Source organism: Chitinophaga skermanii, assembly GCF_003259335.1.
GTDB lineage: Bacteria > Bacteroidota > Bacteroidia > Chitinophagales > Chitinophagaceae > Chitinophaga > Chitinophaga skermanii.
In genome coordinates, this window is record NZ_QLLL01000008.1 from 139,893 (window position 1) to 160,801 (window position 20,909).

A 20,909-nucleotide genomic window follows, 5' to 3' on the forward strand; every position below is an offset into this window, starting at 1 on the left:
GTGAAGCTTGGGGGCGGAAATTATTGCTAAGTTATTTGTGGGGAAGGGGTGGGGAGGTATGGGGACAACTACTTATTGGGGGCTACTACATATGCATCGGGGAAGCCCAACTGGCGTGCTTTTCGGAGAGCATCGCGGGCTTCGGATTCCGTTCGAAATAGGCCCCACATGTATTTATGCTTCTTTTTTTTGTTAATAACTATTTCCTCTTTTGTTACTTTTCCTTTCAATTTTGAGAAGAGCGGGGCGTTTGTAGCGTAGTTTTTGGTAGAAACCAGCAACTGCACCTTGTAAGAGGCGCTAGTTGCTGTAGTATTTTTATTAACGGTTGTATTTTTACTGATAGAAGGATTCGTAACACCTCGTTCATTCTTTACATAAACTTTCGCGGTACTCGCGGTTCCTTTCTTTATGTTATTTTTTGATTTTGATTTAGTCACCGGTGTTTCAGCAGCGGCATTTTTAGAACCGTACTTTTCAAGGTCTTCTTTATACTTCTTTACAGCATTGTAAATACCTTCCGCAAGTTCTTTCTGACCCTCCTGGCTATTTAAATAATCTTCTTCTTCAGGGTTAGAAATGAAGCCTAATTCTACTAAAACACTGGGCATGGCCGTGGCCTGTAATACGAGGATACCCTTTTCATTACGTTGACGAGCGCCCCTGTTAATACGGCCGATGTTCGTAAATTCGTCTTGGATGTAGTTCGACAGTTTCAAGCTATTTTCAAAGAATGCATTCCTTAAAGTAGAAAGCATGATAATAGTTTCAGGATCATCTGTATCTAACAACTGCTTGGTTTCTTCCGAGTTAGCATCCAATACAATTACCGAAGAGATACCACGCATCGATTGCATTTTAGCTGTGTTACGATCGCTGGCCCAAATGTAGGTTTCCGTTCCTTTAGCTGGGTTAGGGTAGGTTTCGTACACATTTTGTTTCACCGTTCTCCTTTTCTTGCCCTTGCCTACTGTTACGTTTTTCGTACCCACTACCCTGCGAAGCTTAGGGGCCGAGTTACAGTGTATAGAAATGAAAAGATCACCTTTAGCATTATTGGCGATGTCGGCTTTTACACGAACGTTATCAAATCGATCTTCTTTCCGTGTATACACAATTTTAACATCTGGCATTTTTTCTTCTAAAATCTTTCCCAGTTTTAAAGCAACCTGAAGCGCAACTTGCTTTTCGGAAGAATACTTTCCTACTGCACCATGGTCGGTACCACCGTGCCCAGCATCAATTACAATTGTTTTAATCGGTTTCTCTTGTTTCCCTGGCAAACCCGGATTGATTTTTGCTCCTAAAAGAATCGGAAAAATTAAAAGTATGCTCAATCCTGGTATCGTCAATCTTGTCCAACGCATGTTTACTTGTTTGTTTAATGGGTTGCTTGTTTTTCTATTTAAGTTTAAGGGATATGCTTTTGTAAATTTAACATCAACTTTTATACCTATGTGCGTCGTCAAACACTACTATCATCCACATCCACATCAAATATCTATAAACGAATGTAATAATTTGTATAAAATCTTGTAGGTTTGTGCCCGCTTAACACATGTACCCTTTTAGCAAAAATAATTATAAAAAGTTTTTTAGGCAGCTTTCCCTGCTATTGATTGCCGTTTTCTTGACGCTGCCTTTTATTATAGACAGCTTCGGACGGAGTTCGTTACATCGTTTGTCGGAATTTAACATTTTTTTCGCAGATACAACGAAGCCTGTAACGAAACCCAAAAAAGCCGGTACCACACCTGCTGAAGGCAAACAATCTATTGTGAACGACCTAAAGCCCGACACTGTTCCAGTGCCGGCTACAGCTATTTTCACACCCACCGATAGCCTGCCCACTGTGAAAGACACAGTTATCGTAGATACATTAAACATGCCGAAAATGTCGGCCGATAGCCTCGACGCACGCGTTACTTTCAAAGCTACCGACTCAATCGTATTACGATTCAAAGAAAAGCGTTTCTACCTTTATAATAACGCAGATGTAAAGTATAAAGATATACACCTGACTGCCGCCCGCATGAATTTCTCACAAGAAACCGGCATCCTAGAAGCCATGAATGTGACCGATTCTACGGGTAAAAAACAAGGTCGCCCCATCTTAAATAGCGGCGATCAAGAAACTGAGTCAGATACCATTCGCTATAGTTTCATCTCCCAAAAGGCAAAAATATTTCATACAAAAGCCGTGTACGGCGAAGGCTTTGTACACAGTGAACAAATAAAAAAATCACCGGATAACACGATTTTCGGGTTCCGTAACGGTTACACCACCTGTAACCTCGATACCCCGCACTTCGCTTTCCGTGCTAGAAAAATTAAAGTAATCCCCGACAAGATCATTGTTTCTGGGCCGGCTAACTTGGAAATCGAAGGTATTCCAACACCTTTATTCATCCCGTTCGCCATCTTCCCCATTACACAAGGTCAACGCTCCGGTATTTTACCGCCACAATACACTGTGAACCAACAAAAAGGTATCGGTCTTGAAAATGGTGGTTATTACCTCGGCTTAGGTGAACACTTAGATTTAACCATGCGCGGCGCTATCTACTCGTACGGTAGCTGGGGATTAACCCTTAGTCCTACCTACCGCAAAAGGTATAAGTACAATGGTGGTTTCAATATTGCCGTGGCTACCACAAGAATTGGTGATAAGGAAGTAAAGCAAGACTTCTCTAATAGCCGCGACTTTAGGGTTACCTGGAACCATAGCATGGACAGTAAAGCACGACCTGGTACAAACTTCAGTGCCAACGTGAACTTTGGTACCTCTACGTACAACACCTATAACACATACGATTACGCTACGCGTTTGAATAATATGATGAGCTCGTCGATTGCCTATAGCAAAAGCTGGGCAGGCAAGCCATATAACTTAACCGTAAGTATGAACCACTCTCAGAATACCTCTACAAGAGACGTGGTCATTACCTTGCCGGAAGCTAGCTTCACCGTAAATACCTTGTATCCATTTCAAAAGAACGGCGTAAGCGGTACCCCGAAATGGTTCGAGAAAATTGGTGTGGCGTATAACTTAAACGCGCGTAACACCGCTAGCTTTAAAGACAGTTTATTCGGGAAGGAAGGCATGTTGAAGAACATGCAAACCGGTATTCAGCACCAAATACCGATTTCATTCTCTATCCCTATTACAAAAAATATTACCATGTCGCCGTCTGTTAACTACGGCGAAAGATGGTATACAAAACGAATTGTACGTACATACGATTCCCTCAACAATAAAATCGATACAGCTTACCAAGGCGGCTTCTACAGGTTACAGGAAATGAGCGTAGGGGTATCTTTGGCTACGGCTGTATATGGTATGTATAGCTTTGGTAAGAACTCTAAAGTAACAAAGATTCGCCACGTAATGCGCCCAACTGTGGGTATGAACTATTCTCCTGATTTCGGTTCGAAATATTACTATAACCTGCGGATCGATACCGGTAATACGGCAAGGGCCTTCCAACGTGTATCGTACTTTGATGGTTCGGTATATGGCACCCCGGCAGCCCAGGCCTTCGGTGGTATCTCGTTCGGATTGGATAACAACTTGGAAATGAAGGTGAAGTCGAAGAAAGATAGTACAGGCGAGCGGAAAGTGAAGCTATTGGATGGTTTTGGTTTCAATGGTAGCTATAACTTGGTGGTAGACTCCTTCAAATTGTCAACCATTAACTTCTACGCACGTACGAACTTATTTGATAAAGTAAATATCTCGGCCACCGCCAACGTAGATCCATACCAATACGATTCCCTCGGTAGGCGAACGCCTACCTATGCTTGGAAAGGAGGAAAAGGATTTAATATTGGTCGTTTAACAGACGTGACGGTATCGATGAGTACCTCGTTCCAAAGCGGCGATAAGAAGTCTAAACAGAAAGAACAACAGAAGCAAGATATAGAAACAGAGCAAACGAGCGATGCCCAAATGCAAGCGCAACAACGCCAATTGGAAATGGTGCGCCGCAACCCGGGTGAATACGTGGACTTCGATATTCCATGGCGCTTAGACCTTTCGTACTCGCTGAACATGTCGAAAAGCCGTACCTCGGATTACAGGCGCGATACAACCATCTTCAACCAGTACCTCAGTTTCAATGGCGACTTTAGCTTAACGCCGAAATGGAAAGTAGGCTTGAACTCCGGTTTCGACTTCATCAACAAGCGCATCGCCTATACAACCATGTATATTTCCCGCGATATGCACTGTTGGCAAATGTCGATCAACTTGGTACCATTTGGTAGCTTCCGCCAGTTTAGCATTACCATCAACCCGAAAGCAGGTATTCTCCGCGATCTTCGCATCAACCGAACGCGGCAGTTCCAGGACTTGTAACTACTTAACATATAGCAGAACAGTCTCTACAAACGTAGAGACTGTTCTTGTTTTAAGCATATAAAGCATACATTCGTATCCTAGCCGTATCGATTATTGTGTTTTGAAGTGTACATGGTACGTTATTCCTTACCACCTCCTTATCATATAGCAGCCTTGTAAATTGTTCTCCTTCCTTCTCCTTTTACAACCCTATTCGTGCTAAGTAATGTTTATATGTCATCCAGCTACCCTTTAAGGTGTTTTCATGTGAATTCCATGTAATTCCCATGTAATTCCATGTAAATACTAAGTAATTCCCATGTTCCTCTAAGCTGTTTGATATATATTCTATCGTATTAACCCTATCCTTTCCCTGGCAATACCCTATCTCGAGCCTATCCTCACCCTATCCCAAGCCTATCTCGACCCTATCTAAAGCCTATCCTAAGCCTATCCCAAGCCTATCTCCCCCTGTATTAACTGGTTGATAATGTGTGAGATAACAAAAAAAGGCCTGCACCTGGGTTCGGTAAAGGCCTTAGATTCAATATGTTATAAAGAATTAAGCTAGTTGAGCGGCGTGTTGATCGTAGTAATCCCACATCATCACGAATATCTTTTCTTTTAAAGCGGGTAGGTCTTCTAATGTTAACCCCGTGGTTTCGATAGGGGGTAAGAAGTGGAATTGAATAGCATGGGGAATGGCATAGAAGAATTTACCAGGCGTTAAGATTTTCCGGGTATTGAATACGATGCCGACCATAATCGGTTTCTGTGTTTCAATGGCGAGGATAAATGCACCATTGTAGAACGATTTAAGGGGGTATTCTGTACGATTTCTTGTGCCTTCGGGAAATAATAACATATGCATGCCCATGTCGAGCACGGCCTTCATATGCTCTAAACTGTCTTTCCTGCTTTTTTCATCATTACGATCTACGAGTACAGAGCCGATTTTATAGAGAATCCCGAAGAGCGGGATTTTTGCAAACTCTTTCTTAGCTAACGTTTTATTAGGTCCGGGTACACCGGGTGAAGTAACGGGAACATCCAGTAATGAATTATGATTCACTACAACAACATAGTTCTGGCCTTTCTTAAAGTGATGTAAGCCTTTGCGTTTCACTGGGCAAAATACCATGGGCAAGTAGAAGCCCATCCAAAAACGCGCAAGATTAAGGAATACCGCAGTTTTCTTTGGGTCGGGTAAGAAGGAAATCAGCCAAATGGGAAAGATCATGATTAACATGGTTACCACGAAAATAATAATCCCATAAACAGCGTATACGCGGCCTAGTATGTTTCTAAACCATTTCATGTGAGAATGATTACAATTGATAAGGATGAAGGATTATATATAATAATCCTTCATCAAATATAATAAACTCGTACAGATAGGTTGTAAAAAGATGTTCACAAGGTGTTATAAACGCCAGTCAACCGGGTTCTGACCTTCTTGTACAAGTAATTGGTTCGTTTTAGAGAAGTGTTTGCAACCGAAGAAACCACTATGCGCACTAAACGGTGAAGGGTGTGCTGCTTTTAAGATATGGTGTTTAGTAGCATCGATTAACGCTGCTTTCTCTTGTGCAAACTTACCCCATAATATAAACACTACGCCGCGTTTTTGTTCGGATATCTTCTTTATCACGGCATCGGTAAATGTTTCCCAACCAATTTTAGAATGTGATGCCGGTTCGTTAGCGCGTACGGTTAAAATCGCGTTCAACATTAACACACCTTGTTGTGCCCAAGGTGTTAAATCGCCTGTTTCTGCAATAGGAATACCTAAGTCTTGGTGCATCTCTTTATAAATATTCACCAACGATGGAGGAGGCTTAATACCTTTTTGTACAGAAAAGCAAAGTCCATGCGCTTGGCCTGCACCATGATAAGGATCTTGTCCTAAAATTACTACCTTTACTTTATCGAAAGGCGTTTGGTCGAAAGCATTGAAAATACAGTTACCTGGAGGATAAATGATCTTGTTTAAAGCTTTCTCGTGTTTTAAAAACATCACGATTTGCTCAAAGTAAAATTGCTTGAATTCATCCTTTAATACCACTTTCCAGCTATCATTAATTTTAACATCCGCCATCGTAAAAAAAATTTTTTCAAAGTTATTTGAATATATCCAGGAAAATTACATAAATTTGCACTCCCGTTAAAATAAAACACAACAAGTTATATATAACGGAAAATAATAAAGATCGGTCCGATAGCTCAGCTGGATAGAGCAACTGCCTTCTAAGCAGTAGGTCTCAGGTTCGAATCCTGATCGGATCACAAGAATTCGAGCGTTAAGGCCTTCTCTACTAATTAGAGAGGGCTTTTTCATTTGTAGGAAGTATCAAACCATCTTCTTTTCATGCACTATTCTTTTCTCTTTTTCCGCTTTAATTTTTCACATCTTGTTCATTTTGCTGTGTTTATTCCCAAAAACGCTGGATATTGCAGCCAGAATCATTTATTTGGTAAATCATGGAAGATATTCAAGCGCTACTAGATGTTACGTTTGCATTTGTAGATGACCTACTTGTGAAGTACGGCGAATTTTACCCCGTTGCAGCAGCAATGAAAAGTGACAACACCATTGTACATGTGGGCACTTATGATGGAAACGATAATCCCAGCACCGATAAAGTACTGGAAGATCTCAAAGAAGCGTTAAGAGAAGGCGAATACAAAGCCGCCGTTATCCTTTTCGATGTGAAAGTAGATAACCCAGCTACGCAAGCAAAAACAGATGCCGTAGCCGTATGGGTAGAAAGTAAGCACTTAGAAGAAGCCTATCACTTTTATTATCCTTACACCCTCAACGATACCCGCGAATTAGAATACGGTGAAAGTTGGGTCGTAAATAAAGCAAAAGAAGTGTATTAATATTTTTTGAAAACCGGCAACAAAGCCGGTTTTTCTATTTAACCTATGAACATGTATGCACAACGATAAGTTATTACAGTTAAATAATAAAGCCCTCCTAAGTATCATTTACCTAGAAGCAGACTTTAGTACAGAGAAAGTAAAAACCGCCTATAACATACTCCAAGAAAGAGGCATAAACGGTAAGCTGGCAGCCATTAACGAGCAAAAAACAATACAGCATTACATAGAGCATGATCCAGCATTCCTCGAGCAAGTAAACCCCTTATCAACATTTTATTATATCAAAAACTTCGGCACAAAACCGCTGTGGCAACATTACTTGTTGAATGTTTACGCTTACTTCGTACTACTTATACTATTGGCTGCCGGGTTATTTAGTTTTCTCTCGGTTAGTGCCACAGGTTTGATATTAATCCAAGATATTGAAGATGCATATGGTGTAATTTCCTCCATGTTTTTTGAAGGCGCCGCCCTCGGAATATTATTATTAATGTTGTACAAACGAAGGAAATACGCGCCCTTATTAATGTTATTGAACTTAACAATAGTGTTTGCTTATCATGTAATGAATCCCAATTTCTATACACCTGGATGTAATATTCTCGGCAACTTAGTAGAACGACCAGGTTTATTGATGGCGATTATTTGCTTCCCATTATTCTTCCATAAAAAACTACTGATGGAATGCAATAATTCAAAAGCATGGCTGGTGAAAAACTATGTGAGATTAATGCCCTTTGCGGTGGGGCTTGGACTGATTTACAGGTACTTGTTACTGCCTTATATTGTCCTATATTTGTGATGACATAATCTCATATACATCCACCTATCTTATGAATGCCATTAAACGCACAGCTAATTTCTATTTTATTAAACCAGCCGAGGGCACTTCCCCCCGGCGACTGATTGTTATTAACATTTTATTCTGGCTATTTATTGCCAGTATCATCCTCGATATTGTTCGTTACGCTAAAGATTTGCCCGGTTCTTTTGCATTATTTCCCTTGCTAGGTGGTATGGTAACTTTAGGGTTGTTAATTGCCGTACTAACCTTGGTAGGTGTGTGGAAGAAGAGTCATTGGGGATTAACGGGTTTGCTTTTCTTGAACCTGCTTACGCTTATGGGTTTTTTAACAAATGCATCCTTCTATGCTTCTGTTAATCATATCTTCCATCATTGGGATTTCTTTACGCTTTACCCGCGGTTTATCCCCACTGTTATTTTCTTGATTTTATTGTTCTCGCGAGAAGTATTGAACACCTTTCATTCTACCAATAGCAAAGTATGGCCACAGGCGATTGCATTGGCGGTGTTAGCGTTTGTGTTAATGAAAGTGTTTTACTAATTGATGTATCAATTATTGCGATAGATACTTTCGTAATGTTCTACAGTAGGGAAGGGGTCGTAGAAATGATGCAATAATTGTTTCCAACTTTGGTATTCGGGCGATTGCCGGAAGCCAATGGTATGATCTTCCAATGTTTCCCAACGTACTAATAGAATGTATTGCGAAGGTTTTTCGATGCAACGCTGTAATTCATGACCGGCATAGCCTTTCATGCTGCTAATAATCTTTTGCGCAGAGGCAAAAGCTATCTCGAAAGCCTGGGTTTCACCGGGCTTTACTTGTAATATGGCCACTTCTAAGATCATGCGGTTAAAATAGGCAAATTACTGCTTGGATTTAATGAAAGTCACGATATTTTTAATCGGTGCGTGATCGAGTTGCAGGGTGATGTATTCGAGATGGTTTTCTTCGTTGATATGCACAGTTTCAGCAGGTTGAAGCTTCGCTACTTCATCGAAATAATGACTAGGCATATGTAATGAAAGTGAAACATGGGTACAATTGATTTCTTCTAACTGGAGGAAAAAGGATTGTAGTAAGGCAGATACTTTCTGGGTGATAACGTTAGGTGATTCGAGGTTTTGCATTCATGTGTCGTTTTTGGGTTGTACATGAACCTGCATAAAAAATGCGCAGGCTCCATCATATTGCCCAGCACCTTGGAATGTACACACGAGCAATAATCAGGAAGCCCACGCAAATGCGCGAGCTTTCCTCGATTGCGAATCATCCGGTGTACTTTCCAAGGTGCTGAATGATTGCAGCGAAGCGAGCTTCTAATAATATAAGAAGTCGCAAATATATGCGAATATAAATAATTTCGGTATTCCAATACCAAACATTTACATCACTTTTTCGTGTTAATTTTTATATGTACTAGGCAATGGCCAATTGCACTTCCCTGCGCGATTTACGGTATTCCGTAGGGCTCATACCTTTGTACTTTTTGAAGATCCTGTTGAGGTGACTTTCATCGGTAAAATTCAATTCGAAAGCGATTTCATTCACACGTAAATCGCTGTGTTTTAAGCGAGTTTCTACTAACTTTAACTTATACTGTGTTATATATTGTTGCAGATTCTGCCCCGTATGTTTTTTGAAATACCGGCCTAAATAGTGAATCGAAATCCCAAAATGCTTAGATAAAGGTGCCGCGCGTAATTTTGCCGGCTCGTAAATATGCTCCTGCACATATTGAATAATATCCAATGCATGCGCTTCGTTCGTTACCACCTGCGTATCACCATTCAAACTTACACTCACATTCCTCGCCACAATGGCTATAATCATATTCACTAATTGTGCCGTAATAGCCTCGTGGTGCAAAGGCTTTTGTGCCATCTCTCGTACCACGCTTTCTACCAAGGTGTACACCAGCAGCCGGTCGCTTTTATGGGAAAGGATGCAGCCCGGGGTGCGTTTGCCATTATAAAGTATAAACTCCAACCGTTTCATAAAGTCGTTGGCGGCAGCAGGGTTTAGTTGACTCTTAATATACACATCGTTAAAGCGTAAGAAGAACAGCTTGGTTGGGGTGTATATATTAAATGAATGCACGTCTTGCGGGGTTAACAGGAATAAGTGCCCTTTGTTATAATCGAAGTGATTGTCGTTAATCGATTGTTGACCAGTTCCTTCCAAAACACATACTATTTCAAAAAAAGTATGCTGGTGAACTGGTTTAAGGCAGGTAATACAATCCACCACCTCGATTTCATACGGTTGGTATAAATTTTCTATCAACATAGCCAATATGTACTTAATTAACGCAAAGTTATACAAGAATGTAATTCAAAAATCAGTACAATTTTGTGTTATAAATTTTTACACCATGAAAGCAATTCAATTAACACAATTCGGCTCAACTGATAATTTCCAATACACAGATATACCGGTTTTACCTCTTAAAGATGGTGAATTACGTATAGCGGTTAAATCACTTAGTATAAACCCGGTAGATGCTAAAACTAGAACAGGGAAAGGCGCTGCGTCGGCGTTCGATCCAAGCCAGTTAATGATCCTCGGTTGGGATGTAGCGGGTATTGTCTCGGAAGTGGCGCCAGGTGTAACTGCCTTCAAAGTGGGCGATGAAGTATTCGGCATGGTCAATTTCCCTGGCCGTGGTAATGCTTATGCAGAATATGTAATTGCACCTGCCGCACATATCGCATTAAAACCGGCCAATATCACCTACGAAGAAGCCGCGGCCGCAACCTTGGCGGCATTAACAGCCTGGCAAGGTTTGGTAACACATGAAAAACTACAAGCTGGTCAACGCGTGCTGATCCATGCAGCCGCTGGCGGCGTAGGTCATTTTGCTGTTCAAATCGCCCACCAATTAGGAGCCTATGTAGCAGGCACAGGTTCGCCAGCAAATAAAGACTTCATTTTATCCTTGGGTGCTGATGAATACATCGATTATACCGGGAACAATTTGGCCCACCATAAAGGTGAATTTGATTTGGTATTAGATGCCATTGGTGGCGACAATTTCCTTACATCATTAGACCTAGTAAAACCCGGCGGTTCCATCATACAAATTCCCCGTGGTTTACCGGAAGAGCATATTGCCCTTGCGAAAGAACGTGGCGTTAAAGCATATTTCTTTATGGTACAATCCAACGGTGCCGATATGCAATCAATTGCAACATGGTTGAAAGAAGGAAAGCTGAAGCCCCATGTATCGAAAGTTTTTGGCTTCGATGATATAGTAGAGGCTCACCAGCAAATAGAATCAGGCAAAACGAAAGGTAAGATTGTGATCAACCTGTAGTAATTTTTATATCATAATAGCTATAACCGGTTTTTACTTCGTGTTTAAACCGGTTTTTTGTTTTTTACGTATATAATATAGCAGAACTTTTATAACAGAAACTTTCTTAAATACTAGAATGTTGTTGATTGTTTGCTATTAATAAACAGGTTTTTGTAAATATATTTAAAAATATATGTGGAAAAGGTAACAAAGTGACATCCTGGGTGTTACAAAGTTGTAACAAAGTTTTAATCATAGACGTTAAACCTATATCGAATCCTACTTATGAAGAAAATTGCATTAATAACAGGTATTTTAGGCGTGGCACTGGCAGTGCTAGCATATTTTGCTGATTTGAATAGTTGGATGTCGACAGAAAAGGTACTCACCATTGGCTTTATTGGCTACGTGATGGGGATTACGGCGGTAGCCTATTTTTTGTTGACACTCATTTACAAATGGAGTCAATAACTTATTAACAGCATTATATTAAAGCGCCCACTAGGTATTGCAAAATACCAAGTGGGCGCTTTTTGTTTACCCTAGGCAGTCGTTAATTACTGCTTCAATTTATCTTTAAACACTTTCCTGAATTTCTCCAGTTTGGGTTTAATTACATAATAACAATAGGGGGCTGAGCCGTTTTTATTGTAATAATCCTGGTGGTAGTTCTCCGCTACATAAAACGCCTTAAATGGTTCAATCGCTGTTACGATGGGGTTGTCATACGCCCCGGATTGGTCTAATTTCTTTTTGTAAAACTCGGCCTTTTCCTTTTGATCGTTATCGTGGTAGAAGATAACACTGCGGTATTGTGGGCCTACATCATTCCCTTGGCGGTTAAGCGTAGTGGGGTCATGACTTTCCCAGAATGCCTCCAGCAATGTTTCGTAAGAAATCTTCGCTGGGTCGTAGGTGATATTGATCACCTCTGCGTGCCCGGTGGTACCGGTACTTACTTCCTCGTAGGTTGGATTCTTTACCGTGCCGCCAGAATAGCCGGATTCAACCTTCAAAACCCCTTCTAATCCTTGGAAAATAGCTTCTGTACACCAGAAACAGCCGTTCCCGAAGGTGGCTACGGCGGTATGTGTATTTTTAGAAATTGACATATCGGCTGGTACTTTATCTTTATTTTGCTGTGCGCAAGCGCTGAGGGTGAAAATGAAGGCGAAACAGCTCAATACGAAATGCTTGCTACTCATTATCTGCATACTTTACATTTAAATGATAATTAATTTTTTCTTTCATAGTAAGTTACGGAATGGCTACCATATTGGGTTTGGGCAAATTTCAACTTTAACATTCCTTTATCTGTCTTCTTTCTTCAAAATAAAACAATAGAATAATACATTCAGTTGCTTAATTTTGCACCTTACAAAATACCTAAGCGGCTATAGGTATCCAAAACTCAGCATCGCTACTGCGGTGGTCTCCCCATTTAATGCTGGTGAAAATAGGGGATAATAGGTAAAGATATTGCCAAATGATTTGCCTTCACTGCTGTATAAATTAATCACGGTGCATTAATTTTATGACTCTTTTTAATGGCAATTTGATGAAAACACCCGTAAACACTGCTGCTTGTTAAGCATTTCATAGAAGAAACAATCGTTTTTTCTCGACTTCCTATAATTTTTATCAATAGGGGTATAAAAACTTTATATCACCTTTTATGCCCATTTACCTGCAATTTTAAATTTTAAATCATTGAAATATTTTCCCGATTCGGCGTTGGTGCAATTGGAATTTGATAAGGTACAACAGCTGCTCCAAGATCATTGTAAAACTGAGCTTGGTAAACAAATGGCTGCCGAATTACGTTTGCACACGCACTTAGATTACGTTAAAACAGCGCTCCAACAAGCGCATGAATATAAACAACTCACGCTGTTACAGGAGTATTTTCCGAACGACTTCGTGATCAATATCAAATCCGAGCTGCGTTTACTCGGTATTCAAGGCGCCATTCTCACCGGCGAGCAATTCATGAACTTGAAGAAACTCGCTGAAAGTATGCACTCCATTACGCGCTTTTTCGATTCAGAAAGAAGAATCCAATACGCCGGCCTGGCCGAAGTATTGAATAACACCTATTATGAAAAGAAAATCGCCCTCTTAATCGAAGAAGTACTCGATGAAGCGGGGCAAGTTCGCGATAATGCCACTCCTGAGCTGGCCAAAATCCGGATGAACTTGTACCGCAAACGCAACGAAGTACGCCGCGCTTTTGAACGTATCTTACAACGCCTCAATAAGCAAGGCTACCTCGCCGATATCGAAGAAGCTTTCCTTAGCGGTCGCCGCGTAGTGGCGATTTTCGCTGAACATAAACGTATGGTGAAAGGTATTTTACATGGCGAATCCGATACCCGTCGTACCGCCTTCCTCGAACCAGAAGAAACCATCGAGCTCAACAACGAAGTATTCGGGTTGGAACATGAAGAAGCGAAAGAAGTGCAAAAAATCTTGCGCACGCTTACTCACCAATTATCCAAGTACAAAGATTTGCTCGAACATTACTACGCAGTAATGGGTACTTACGACTTTATCCGCGCTAAAGCTAAATTGGCGCTCGATATTAACGGTAATTACCCCATGTTGATGCCACATCCGCAAGTACACCTTGTGGAAGCGTATCACCCGCTACTGTTGTTATACAATCGTAAGAACAATAAACCAACAATACCGGTTAACGTAACGCTCGATAAGGATGGACATATTCTCGTTATCAGTGGACCGAATGCCGGGGGGAAAACAGTTACGCTTAAAACCGTGGGGCTCATCCAATTGATGTTACAAGCGGGTTTATTAGTACCGGTACACCCTACATCACAATTAGGCATCTTCAAGAACTTGATGATCCATATTGGTGATACACAGTCGTTGGAGTTTGAATTAAGTACCTATAGTTCGCATTTAAAGAACATGAAGCATTTCATGGAGAACGCCAACGGTAAAACGTTGTTCTTTATTGACGAGTTAGGTAGCGGTTCCGATCCAAACTTGGGTGGTGCTTTTGCCGAGGTGATTATGGAGGAATTAGCGCGTAAACATGCTTTTGGTATTGTTACCACGCACTATCTCAACCTAAAAATCATGGCCAACAAGGTAAAAGGTATTATCAACGGTGCCATGGGATTTGATGAGGAGAATTTGTTGCCGATGTATAAGTTGATCGTAGGCAAACCAGGTAGCTCGTATACCTTCTCGATTGCCCAGCGAATTGGGTTGAACCCGGCGTTGATCAACCGTGCCAAAAAACTTGTTGACGATGGTCACTTTAAGTTGGATAAACTGTTGAATAAAGCTGAACAAGATCTTCAAAAGGTAGAACAGAAGGAGAGAGAGCTACAAAAGCTCTTACGTGAGAACGAAAAGTTGAAGCGCGAGTTTGAAATCTTAAGTGATAAAGAACGCAAGCATCAACAAGTAACCTTGCTCAAATTGCAAAATAAAATCCGTGAAGAAGAAATTCAGTATTTCAAAGACATGGAACGCAAAATGAAGCAGATCTTGGTAGAGTGGAAACGGACAGACGATAAGCAAAAGGTAATGAAACAAGCTGAGGCCCTTCTTTTCAAACGTAAGGAAAAAGCAATTAACGATAAGTTTGAGAAGAAAGTACAAGATAAGTTCCTCGAAGTGGGCACCGATTGTAAAATTGGCGACCAAGTAAAAATTAAAAGTAATAACACCGTAGGGAAGTTAGTCGAAATACGCGATAAACGTGGTATTGTACAAGTAGGTACAATGCCAATGAATGTGAAAATGAGTGATTTGGTGGTGGTGAAAGAGAAACCAAAGGAAAAAGAAAATGCGTAATTGCTTGCTCGATTAACTATTTTTACGACAATATTTGACATGTCATGGAAACCGTAAAAAATGCACCTATCCCTCTTATCAGTTTGAAGGATTGCTCGGCGGGATCTGAATTTATTATAAAAAGAATGGTTTATACCGAAGACGGTACGGGGTACGTAGAGCCCCCGCACCGTCATGACGGTTATAGCATTGGCATATTGCTGAAAGGCAGTGGTACGTTTTACCTCGACTTTGAGAAGAAGCATATCAAGGCGCCCGCTGTATTGTTAATTACCCCGGAACAAGTGCATAAGCATGAGCTTCACGAGGATTGTGAGTTCGTGACGGTGTATTTTACCCGTGACTTTTTGTTGACGGAGTCGGAGAGTATGTTGAGTTGTTGGGAATGTGTGTTCAGTAATAATAAAATCCAATTAAGCCACGACCACGTGCAAGAGTTATTGTCGTACACCGACATAATGATGCGCGAGGTGCGTGATAACAAGCCGCGTAAATCGTTGATTATACGCAATGTACTTAGTGCGTTTATTACTGCCTGTGGTAGAATTAGCGTAGACGAGCACAAGGACGAACATTGGACTTCTGAAACAACACAAGTAAACATGTTCCGCCAGTTCAAGGTATTGGTAGATAACAATTATAAGCAACAAGTACAAGTATCGGATTACGCCAATATGTTGCATGTAACACCAGGACATTTGAATGACATGGTGAAATCTGTGACAGGAACGAATGCGAAATTCATCATCGATACGAAGCGTATTACCGAAGCAAAACGGCTACTGTATTGGCAACAGCACAGTGTGAAAGAGATTGCTTGGCATTTGAATTTCGAAGATGATGGGTATTTTAACCGGTATTTTAAAAAGCATACAGGTTACACACCGGCGACATTCCAAAAAACGATCCGCGAAAAGTACAATTAATCCCTCAATAATGTAAATAGAGAATATTATAAGTATTTCTATTTTTGCCTCGCAATGATATAAATGTTACGAACATGAAGACCATGTAATTATTTAAAAACGCCCGGGCTTGCAGCGCCGATTTTCTCCTCACACAAAAAACCGGCTGCGACGTTTTGCTTGATATTAATAGCAAGTCCATCATTATTTCCTTATTAAGTTCACGCTTGTGCACCCAAGTTTAGGCATCCTCACTGCCAGGGCTTTGTGCGTGCTCAACTCTTCCCGGAAGCGGCACCAGGAAGGGAGTGGATAACTATTACCTGTATACAAACATAAAAAGATGAAAAAAGGAACCGTTAGTCTATTTACACATCCCATGGCAGCTGTACTTTATGTAGGCATGCTTACAATCATATTAAACAGTTGCGCCAACACCAACGCAGGGCCCGCTCCAATGCACGATATGCCTACGTTGCCTGTTGTACAATTAAACAGCACTACTGCTAATACTTATACCGAATATAGCGCAGCTTTAGAAGGTAAAGTAAACGTAGAAATCCGTCCACAAGTAGATGGTGTGCTAGACAAAATATTCGTTGATGAAGGTGCGGCCGTAAAGAAAGGTCAACCTTTATTTAAAATCAACGATCGCATTTACATCGAACAATTGAGTAATGCAAAAGCAGCACTCATGGCCGCAAAAGCGAACATGGAGAAGGCTGAAATTGAAGTGTCTCGATTATCACCATTGGTACAAAATAAAGTAGTAAGCGAAGTACAATTAAAAAGTGCTCAATCTGCTTACGAAGCAGCAAAAGCAACCGTTGCCAGTGCTGAATCTATTGTACACAATGCGCAGATCAACTTAGGCTATACTTATATTACCGCCCCTGTAGACGGTTATGTAGGTAGAATTCCTTATAAAACAGGAAGTTTGGTTGGTCGTGGTGAAATCAACCCACTTACTTTATTATCTGATGTAAGTGAAGTATATGCTTACTTCTCGTTGAGTGAGAAAGATTTCTTGACTTTCAAAGAAGAAACACCTGGTAACACCATTCCCGAAAAATTGAAACACCTTCCTAAAGTAAGCCTGTTATTAGCAGATAATAGCGTGTACGAACAACAAGGTTCAATTGAATCGGTAGATGGTCAATTCAATAAAACAATGGGTGCGATTAGCTTCCGTGCTACGTTTGCCAACCCGCAAGGTATTTTGCGTTCTGGTGCAACCGGTAAGGTACGTATCCCGCAACAACAAGCGAACACGATTGTAGTACCACAAGAATCCACCTACGAATTACAAGATAAAGTATTCGTATTCGTTGTGGGCGACAGTAACAAAGTAGCGAGTAAACCACTTACAATCAGCGGCAAAAGTGGTAACTATTACCTTGTTAATGACGGTGTGAAAAATGGCGACCGTATTGTGTTTGCTGGGTTCGAACGTTTACAAGACGGTGCTAAAATTACACCACAAAGTGTATCGCTCGACAGTTTATTGAAGGCGAAGCCTATGCAATAATCTTTCTCTTTTCATACACAGATTTTTAATGGGTACAGTTCGTATAACGGCCCAAACGGGGATCTTATATCCCAGCCTTTATACGAATTGCAGCATCAACATCAATTAGACCGGTAATCTGTAATTGCCGACAAATCATTCATACATGTTAAGAAAATTTATAGAAAGGCCCGTTTTAGCAACGGTAGTCTCTATTATACTCGTGCTTTTAGGGGGATTGTCGTTATTTTCGTTGCCTGTTACGCAATTCCCCGACATTGCACCGCCTAGTGTGCAAGTAACAGCATCATATCCTGGTGCGAACGCGGAAGTAGTAGCGCGTTCAGTAGCCACGCCAATTGAAGAAGCCGTGAACGGTGTGGAGAACATGACCTACATGACTTCACAATCCAATAACGACGGTTCTATGGCCTTAACCGTTTACTTTAAATTGGGTACAAACCCCGATTTGGCAGCTGTAAACGTACAAAACCGTGTATCAAAAGCTGTGAGCTTATTACCGGCAGAAGTAGTGTCGGCGGGTATTTCAACCCAAAAGCAGCAGAACAGTATGATCATGGTGGTAAACCTCCTCAGTTCCGATAAAGCATACGACGAAACCTTCTTACAGAACTACGCTAAAATCAACATCATCCCAGAAATGCAACGTGTGCAAGGGGTGGGTCAAGCAATGGTATTCGGTACGAAAGACTACGCCATGCGTATTTGGTTAAAACCTGATCGCCTAGCTGCGTACAACCTTTCTCCGCAAGATGTATTAGGCGCTATCCGCGAACAAAACATTGAAGCGGCACCGGGTAGGTTTGGTGAAAACTCGCAAGAGTCGTTCGAGTATGTGATCAAGTATAAAGGTAAATTGAACAAGAATGAGCAATATGAAGAGATCATCTTGAAAGCCAATCCAGACGGTTCTGTATTGCGTTTGAAAGATGTGGCACGTGTGGAATTCGGTTCATTCACCTACAGTAATAGTACACAAGTAAATGATAAACACGGTATCGGTATCGCCATCTTCCAAACAGCAGGATCGAATGCGAACGATATCCAAGTGGCTATCAATAAATTAATGGATAAAGCCTCTAAAGCGTTCCCGACAGGCGTTGAGCATTTTAACATCTACAGTACGAAAGAATATTTGGACGAATCGATAGACCAGGTAAAACATACGCTGATAGAGGCTTTTATTCTTGTATTTATCGTGGTATTCATCTTCTTACAAGACTTCCGTTCTACCTTAATTCCGGCGATAGCCGTGCCGGTAGCAATTATCGGTACCTTCTTTTTCATGCAGCTGTTTGGGTTCACGATCAACCTATTAACCTTGTTTGCCTTGGTATTGGCCATTGGTATCGTGGTGGATGATGCGATTGTAGTGGTTGAGGCTGTGCATGCGAAGATGGAGCGGATAAATATGTCGCCCAAGGATGCAACGATTAGTTCTATGCAAGAAATTTCCGGTGCTATCATTTCGATTACATTGGTAATGGCCGCGGTATTTATCCCGGTTGGTTTCATGCAAGGTCCTGCAGGTGTATTCTACAGGCAGTTCGCCTTCACATTAGCGATCGCGATTTTGATTTCTGCTGTGAACGCCTTGACGTTGAGTCCTGCTTTGTGTGCCTTGTTGTTGAAGAATAATCACGCGCATGGCGATCATGCAGCAGAGCATGGCAAGAAACAAGGATTTGGTAAACGCTTCTTCTCTGCCTTCAATACAGGATTTAATGTAATGTCGGCAAAATATGTACGCAGTTTACAATTCCTCGTTCGTCGCAAATGGTTAACGTTAGGCGCTTTAGCTGTCATTACCATCGTAACCATCGTAATGGTACGCAAAACGCCAACGGGCTTTATTCCTACGGAAGACCAAGGATTCGTGGTGTATTCTGTTACCATGCCGGCAGGTTCTTCTTTACAAAGAACTACCGAGGTGGTGCGTAAAGTGGATAAGATCATGAAGGGTTTTGAAGCTGTGAATAATTATTTGAGTGTGAGTGGTATGAATATCATGACCAACTCAATCAGTTCAAACTACGCTGTAGGTTTCGTAAAAATGAAGCCATATAAAGAGCGTGGCGAATTGAAGGATATGCACGCTGTAATGGGTGCTATGCAAGCTCAATTAGCCGGTATTAAAGAAGCGAATATCTTCTTATTCAACATGCCAACCGTTCCCGGTTTTAGTAACGTGGATGGTTTTGAAGTGATTTTACAAGATAGAACTGGTGGCAAATTAGATAAGCTGGGTAATGTAGCGAATGGTTTTATTGGTGAATTGATGAAGCGCCCAGAGATTGGGTTTGCCTTCACCACCTTCAACAACGGTAACCCTCAATATAATATCCAGATCGATGAACGTAAGGCGAAGCAATTGGGCATTCCTATCAGCGAAATCTTACAAACATTGCAAGTATACTATGGTAGCTCATTTGCCAGCGATTTCAACAGGTTTGGTAAATATTACCGTGTAATCGTACAAAGTGAATCTGCCGCCCGTGCAGAACCAGGCTCGTTGAACGGTATTTACGTAAAGAACGTAACCGGTCAAATGGTGCCAATGAATACAGTGGTGTCATTAGAAAGAGTATACGGTCCTGAAACCGTAACCCGTAACAACTTGTTTACAGCCGTTACGATTAATGGTCAACCTAAACCAGGGTACAGCTCAGGTGATGCTATTAAAGCCGTGGAAGAAGTAGCTGCGCAATATTTACCACGTGGTTATAGCTACGAATGGGTAGGTATGACGAAAGAGGAGATCAGTGCAGGCGGTCAAGCAGCCATCATCTTCTTGCTTTGCTTGGTGTTTGTTTACTTCTTGTTAGCAGCGCAATACGAAAGTTACATCTTACCATTATCGGTGATTTTATCTATTCCATTGGGCATATTCGGGGTGTTTGTATTCATCCGTTTATTCGGTATCGATAACAACATTTACGTACAAGTGGGCTTGATCATGTTAATTGGTTTGCTGGCGAAGAATGCCATCTTGATCGTGGAATACGCGGTACAGAGAAGGCGTGCGGGCATGGGATTATTAGCATCCAGCTTAGAAGCCGCTAAGTTACGTTTACGCCCGATTTTGATGACATCCTTTGCATTTATCGTGGGCTTGTTACCATTGATGCGTGCATCTGGTTCGTCGGCTTTGGGTAATAAATCTATCAGTACAGGTGCAGCCGGCGGTATGTTAACAGGTGTATTGCTGGGTATATTCTTTATCCCCGTGTTATTCATCTTGTTCCAGTATTTACAAGAAAGAGTAAGTGGTAAACCTAAGCGTAGCGCAGAAAGCGTAGAATCTAAATGGTAAAATGCACAA

The 20,909-nt window shown here is 41.2% G+C and carries 17 protein-coding genes and 1 tRNA gene; 11 read left to right on the forward strand and 7 right to left on the reverse strand.

Annotated elements, in window-relative coordinates; all coding sequences use genetic code 11:
• Window positions 1-68: 68 nt before the first annotated feature.
• A complete protein-coding gene (locus tag LX64_RS20070) occupies window positions 69-1,283 on the reverse strand; it encodes an N-acetylmuramoyl-L-alanine amidase family protein (protein ID WP_158538693.1) in 1,215 nt (404 codons plus the stop codon).
• A gap of 398 nt (window positions 1,284-1,681) precedes the next feature.
• On the opposite strand from LX64_RS20070, the gene LX64_RS20075 reads away from it, so the two are divergent.
• Window positions 1,682-4,357 (forward strand): putative LPS assembly protein LptD, encoded by a 2,676-nt coding sequence (locus LX64_RS20075; RefSeq protein ID WP_148707402.1) that lies wholly within the window; start codon window positions 1,682-1,684, stop codon window positions 4,355-4,357.
• Window positions 4,358-4,901: 544 nt separating this feature from the next.
• On the opposite strand, the gene LX64_RS20080 is transcribed toward LX64_RS20075, so the two are convergent.
• Both LX64_RS20080 and ung read right to left on the reverse strand, forming a co-directional pair.
• The gene (locus LX64_RS20080; protein WP_111599492.1) at window positions 4,902-5,657 is read right to left on the reverse strand and encodes a lysophospholipid acyltransferase family protein; all 756 of its coding nucleotides are present in this window, start codon (window positions 5,655-5,657) and stop codon (window positions 4,902-4,904) included.
• A gap of 105 nt (window positions 5,658-5,762) precedes the next feature.
• Window positions 5,763-6,437, reverse strand: coding sequence for a uracil-DNA glycosylase (gene ung / locus LX64_RS20085; RefSeq protein WP_111599493.1), 675 nt, complete (start codon window positions 6,435-6,437; stop codon window positions 5,763-5,765).
• A 114-nt stretch (window positions 6,438-6,551) separates the two neighbouring features.
• Between ung and LX64_RS20090 the strand changes: the two genes are divergently transcribed.
• The 4 genes from LX64_RS20090 to LX64_RS20105 all read left to right on the forward strand — a co-directional run bounded on the left by LX64_RS20090 (window position 6,552) and on the right by LX64_RS20105 (window position 8,571).
• A tRNA-Arg gene (locus LX64_RS20090) sits at window positions 6,552-6,625 on the forward strand.
• A gap of 195 nt (window positions 6,626-6,820) precedes the next feature.
• Entirely contained in the window at window positions 6,821-7,222 is a 402-nt protein-coding gene (locus LX64_RS20095; protein ID WP_111599494.1) for a hypothetical protein, read from the forward strand.
• A gap of 55 nt (window positions 7,223-7,277) precedes the next feature.
• Window positions 7,278-8,027 carry a hypothetical protein gene (locus LX64_RS20100; protein ID WP_111599495.1) on the forward strand — a complete coding sequence of 250 codons (750 nt, stop codon included), beginning with the start codon at window positions 7,278-7,280 and terminating at the stop codon, window positions 8,025-8,027.
• A 31-nt stretch (window positions 8,028-8,058) separates the two neighbouring features.
• Entirely contained in the window at window positions 8,059-8,571 is a 513-nt protein-coding gene (locus tag LX64_RS20105) for a hypothetical protein (RefSeq protein WP_111599496.1), read from the forward strand.
• 8 nt (window positions 8,572-8,579) lie between these two features.
• On the opposite strand, the gene LX64_RS20110 is transcribed toward LX64_RS20105, so the two are convergent.
• The 3 genes from LX64_RS20110 to LX64_RS20120 all read right to left on the reverse strand — a co-directional run bounded on the left by LX64_RS20110 (window position 8,580) and on the right by LX64_RS20120 (window position 10,320).
• Window positions 8,580-8,879 (reverse strand): antibiotic biosynthesis monooxygenase family protein, encoded by a 300-nt coding sequence (locus tag LX64_RS20110; protein ID WP_111599497.1) that lies wholly within the window; start codon window positions 8,877-8,879, stop codon window positions 8,580-8,582.
• Window positions 8,880-8,897: 18 nt separating this feature from the next.
• Window positions 8,898-9,161: a hypothetical protein gene (locus LX64_RS20115; RefSeq protein WP_111599498.1), complete on the reverse strand. Its 264-nt coding sequence runs from the start codon at window positions 9,159-9,161 to the stop codon at window positions 8,898-8,900.
• 289 nt (window positions 9,162-9,450) lie between these two features.
• On the reverse strand, window positions 9,451-10,320 hold the full coding sequence (locus LX64_RS20120) for an AraC family transcriptional regulator (RefSeq protein ID WP_111599631.1): 870 nt from the start codon (window positions 10,318-10,320) through the stop codon (window positions 9,451-9,453).
• A gap of 85 nt (window positions 10,321-10,405) precedes the next feature.
• Between LX64_RS20120 and LX64_RS20125 the strand changes: the two genes are divergently transcribed.
• Window positions 10,406-11,347, forward strand: a complete 942-nt coding sequence (locus LX64_RS20125; RefSeq protein WP_111599632.1) for an NADP-dependent oxidoreductase — start codon at window positions 10,406-10,408, stop codon at window positions 11,345-11,347.
• Window positions 11,348-11,614: 267 nt separating this feature from the next.
• Complete coding sequence (locus tag LX64_RS20130; protein ID WP_111599499.1) at window positions 11,615-11,800, forward strand: hypothetical protein; 186 nt, start codon at window positions 11,615-11,617, stop codon at window positions 11,798-11,800.
• Between the two features lie 86 nt (window positions 11,801-11,886).
• Here the strand turns inward: LX64_RS20130 and msrA are convergent, their stop codons facing one another.
• Window positions 11,887-12,543, reverse strand: a complete 657-nt coding sequence (gene msrA, locus LX64_RS20135) for a peptide-methionine (S)-S-oxide reductase MsrA (RefSeq protein ID WP_394337184.1) — start codon at window positions 12,541-12,543, stop codon at window positions 11,887-11,889.
• Between the two features lie 496 nt (window positions 12,544-13,039).
• Between msrA and LX64_RS20140 the strand changes: the two genes are divergently transcribed.
• The 4 genes from LX64_RS20140 (at window position 13,040) to LX64_RS20155 (ending at window position 20,900) form a co-directional block, all read left to right on the forward strand.
• Window positions 13,040-15,154 carry an endonuclease MutS2 gene (locus LX64_RS20140; RefSeq protein WP_111599500.1) on the forward strand — a complete coding sequence of 705 codons (2,115 nt, stop codon included), beginning with the start codon at window positions 13,040-13,042 and terminating at the stop codon, window positions 15,152-15,154.
• 44 nt (window positions 15,155-15,198) lie between these two features.
• The gene (locus LX64_RS20145; protein ID WP_111599501.1) at window positions 15,199-16,080 is read left to right on the forward strand and encodes an AraC family transcriptional regulator; all 882 of its coding nucleotides are present in this window, start codon (window positions 15,199-15,201) and stop codon (window positions 16,078-16,080) included.
• A 322-nt stretch (window positions 16,081-16,402) separates the two neighbouring features.
• Window positions 16,403-17,587 (forward strand): efflux RND transporter periplasmic adaptor subunit, encoded by a 1,185-nt coding sequence (locus LX64_RS20150; protein WP_111599502.1) that lies wholly within the window; start codon window positions 16,403-16,405, stop codon window positions 17,585-17,587.
• 145 nt (window positions 17,588-17,732) lie between these two features.
• The gene (locus tag LX64_RS20155) at window positions 17,733-20,900 is read left to right on the forward strand and encodes an efflux RND transporter permease subunit (protein WP_111599503.1); all 3,168 of its coding nucleotides are present in this window, start codon (window positions 17,733-17,735) and stop codon (window positions 20,898-20,900) included.
• Window positions 20,901-20,909: the final 9 nt, after the last annotated feature.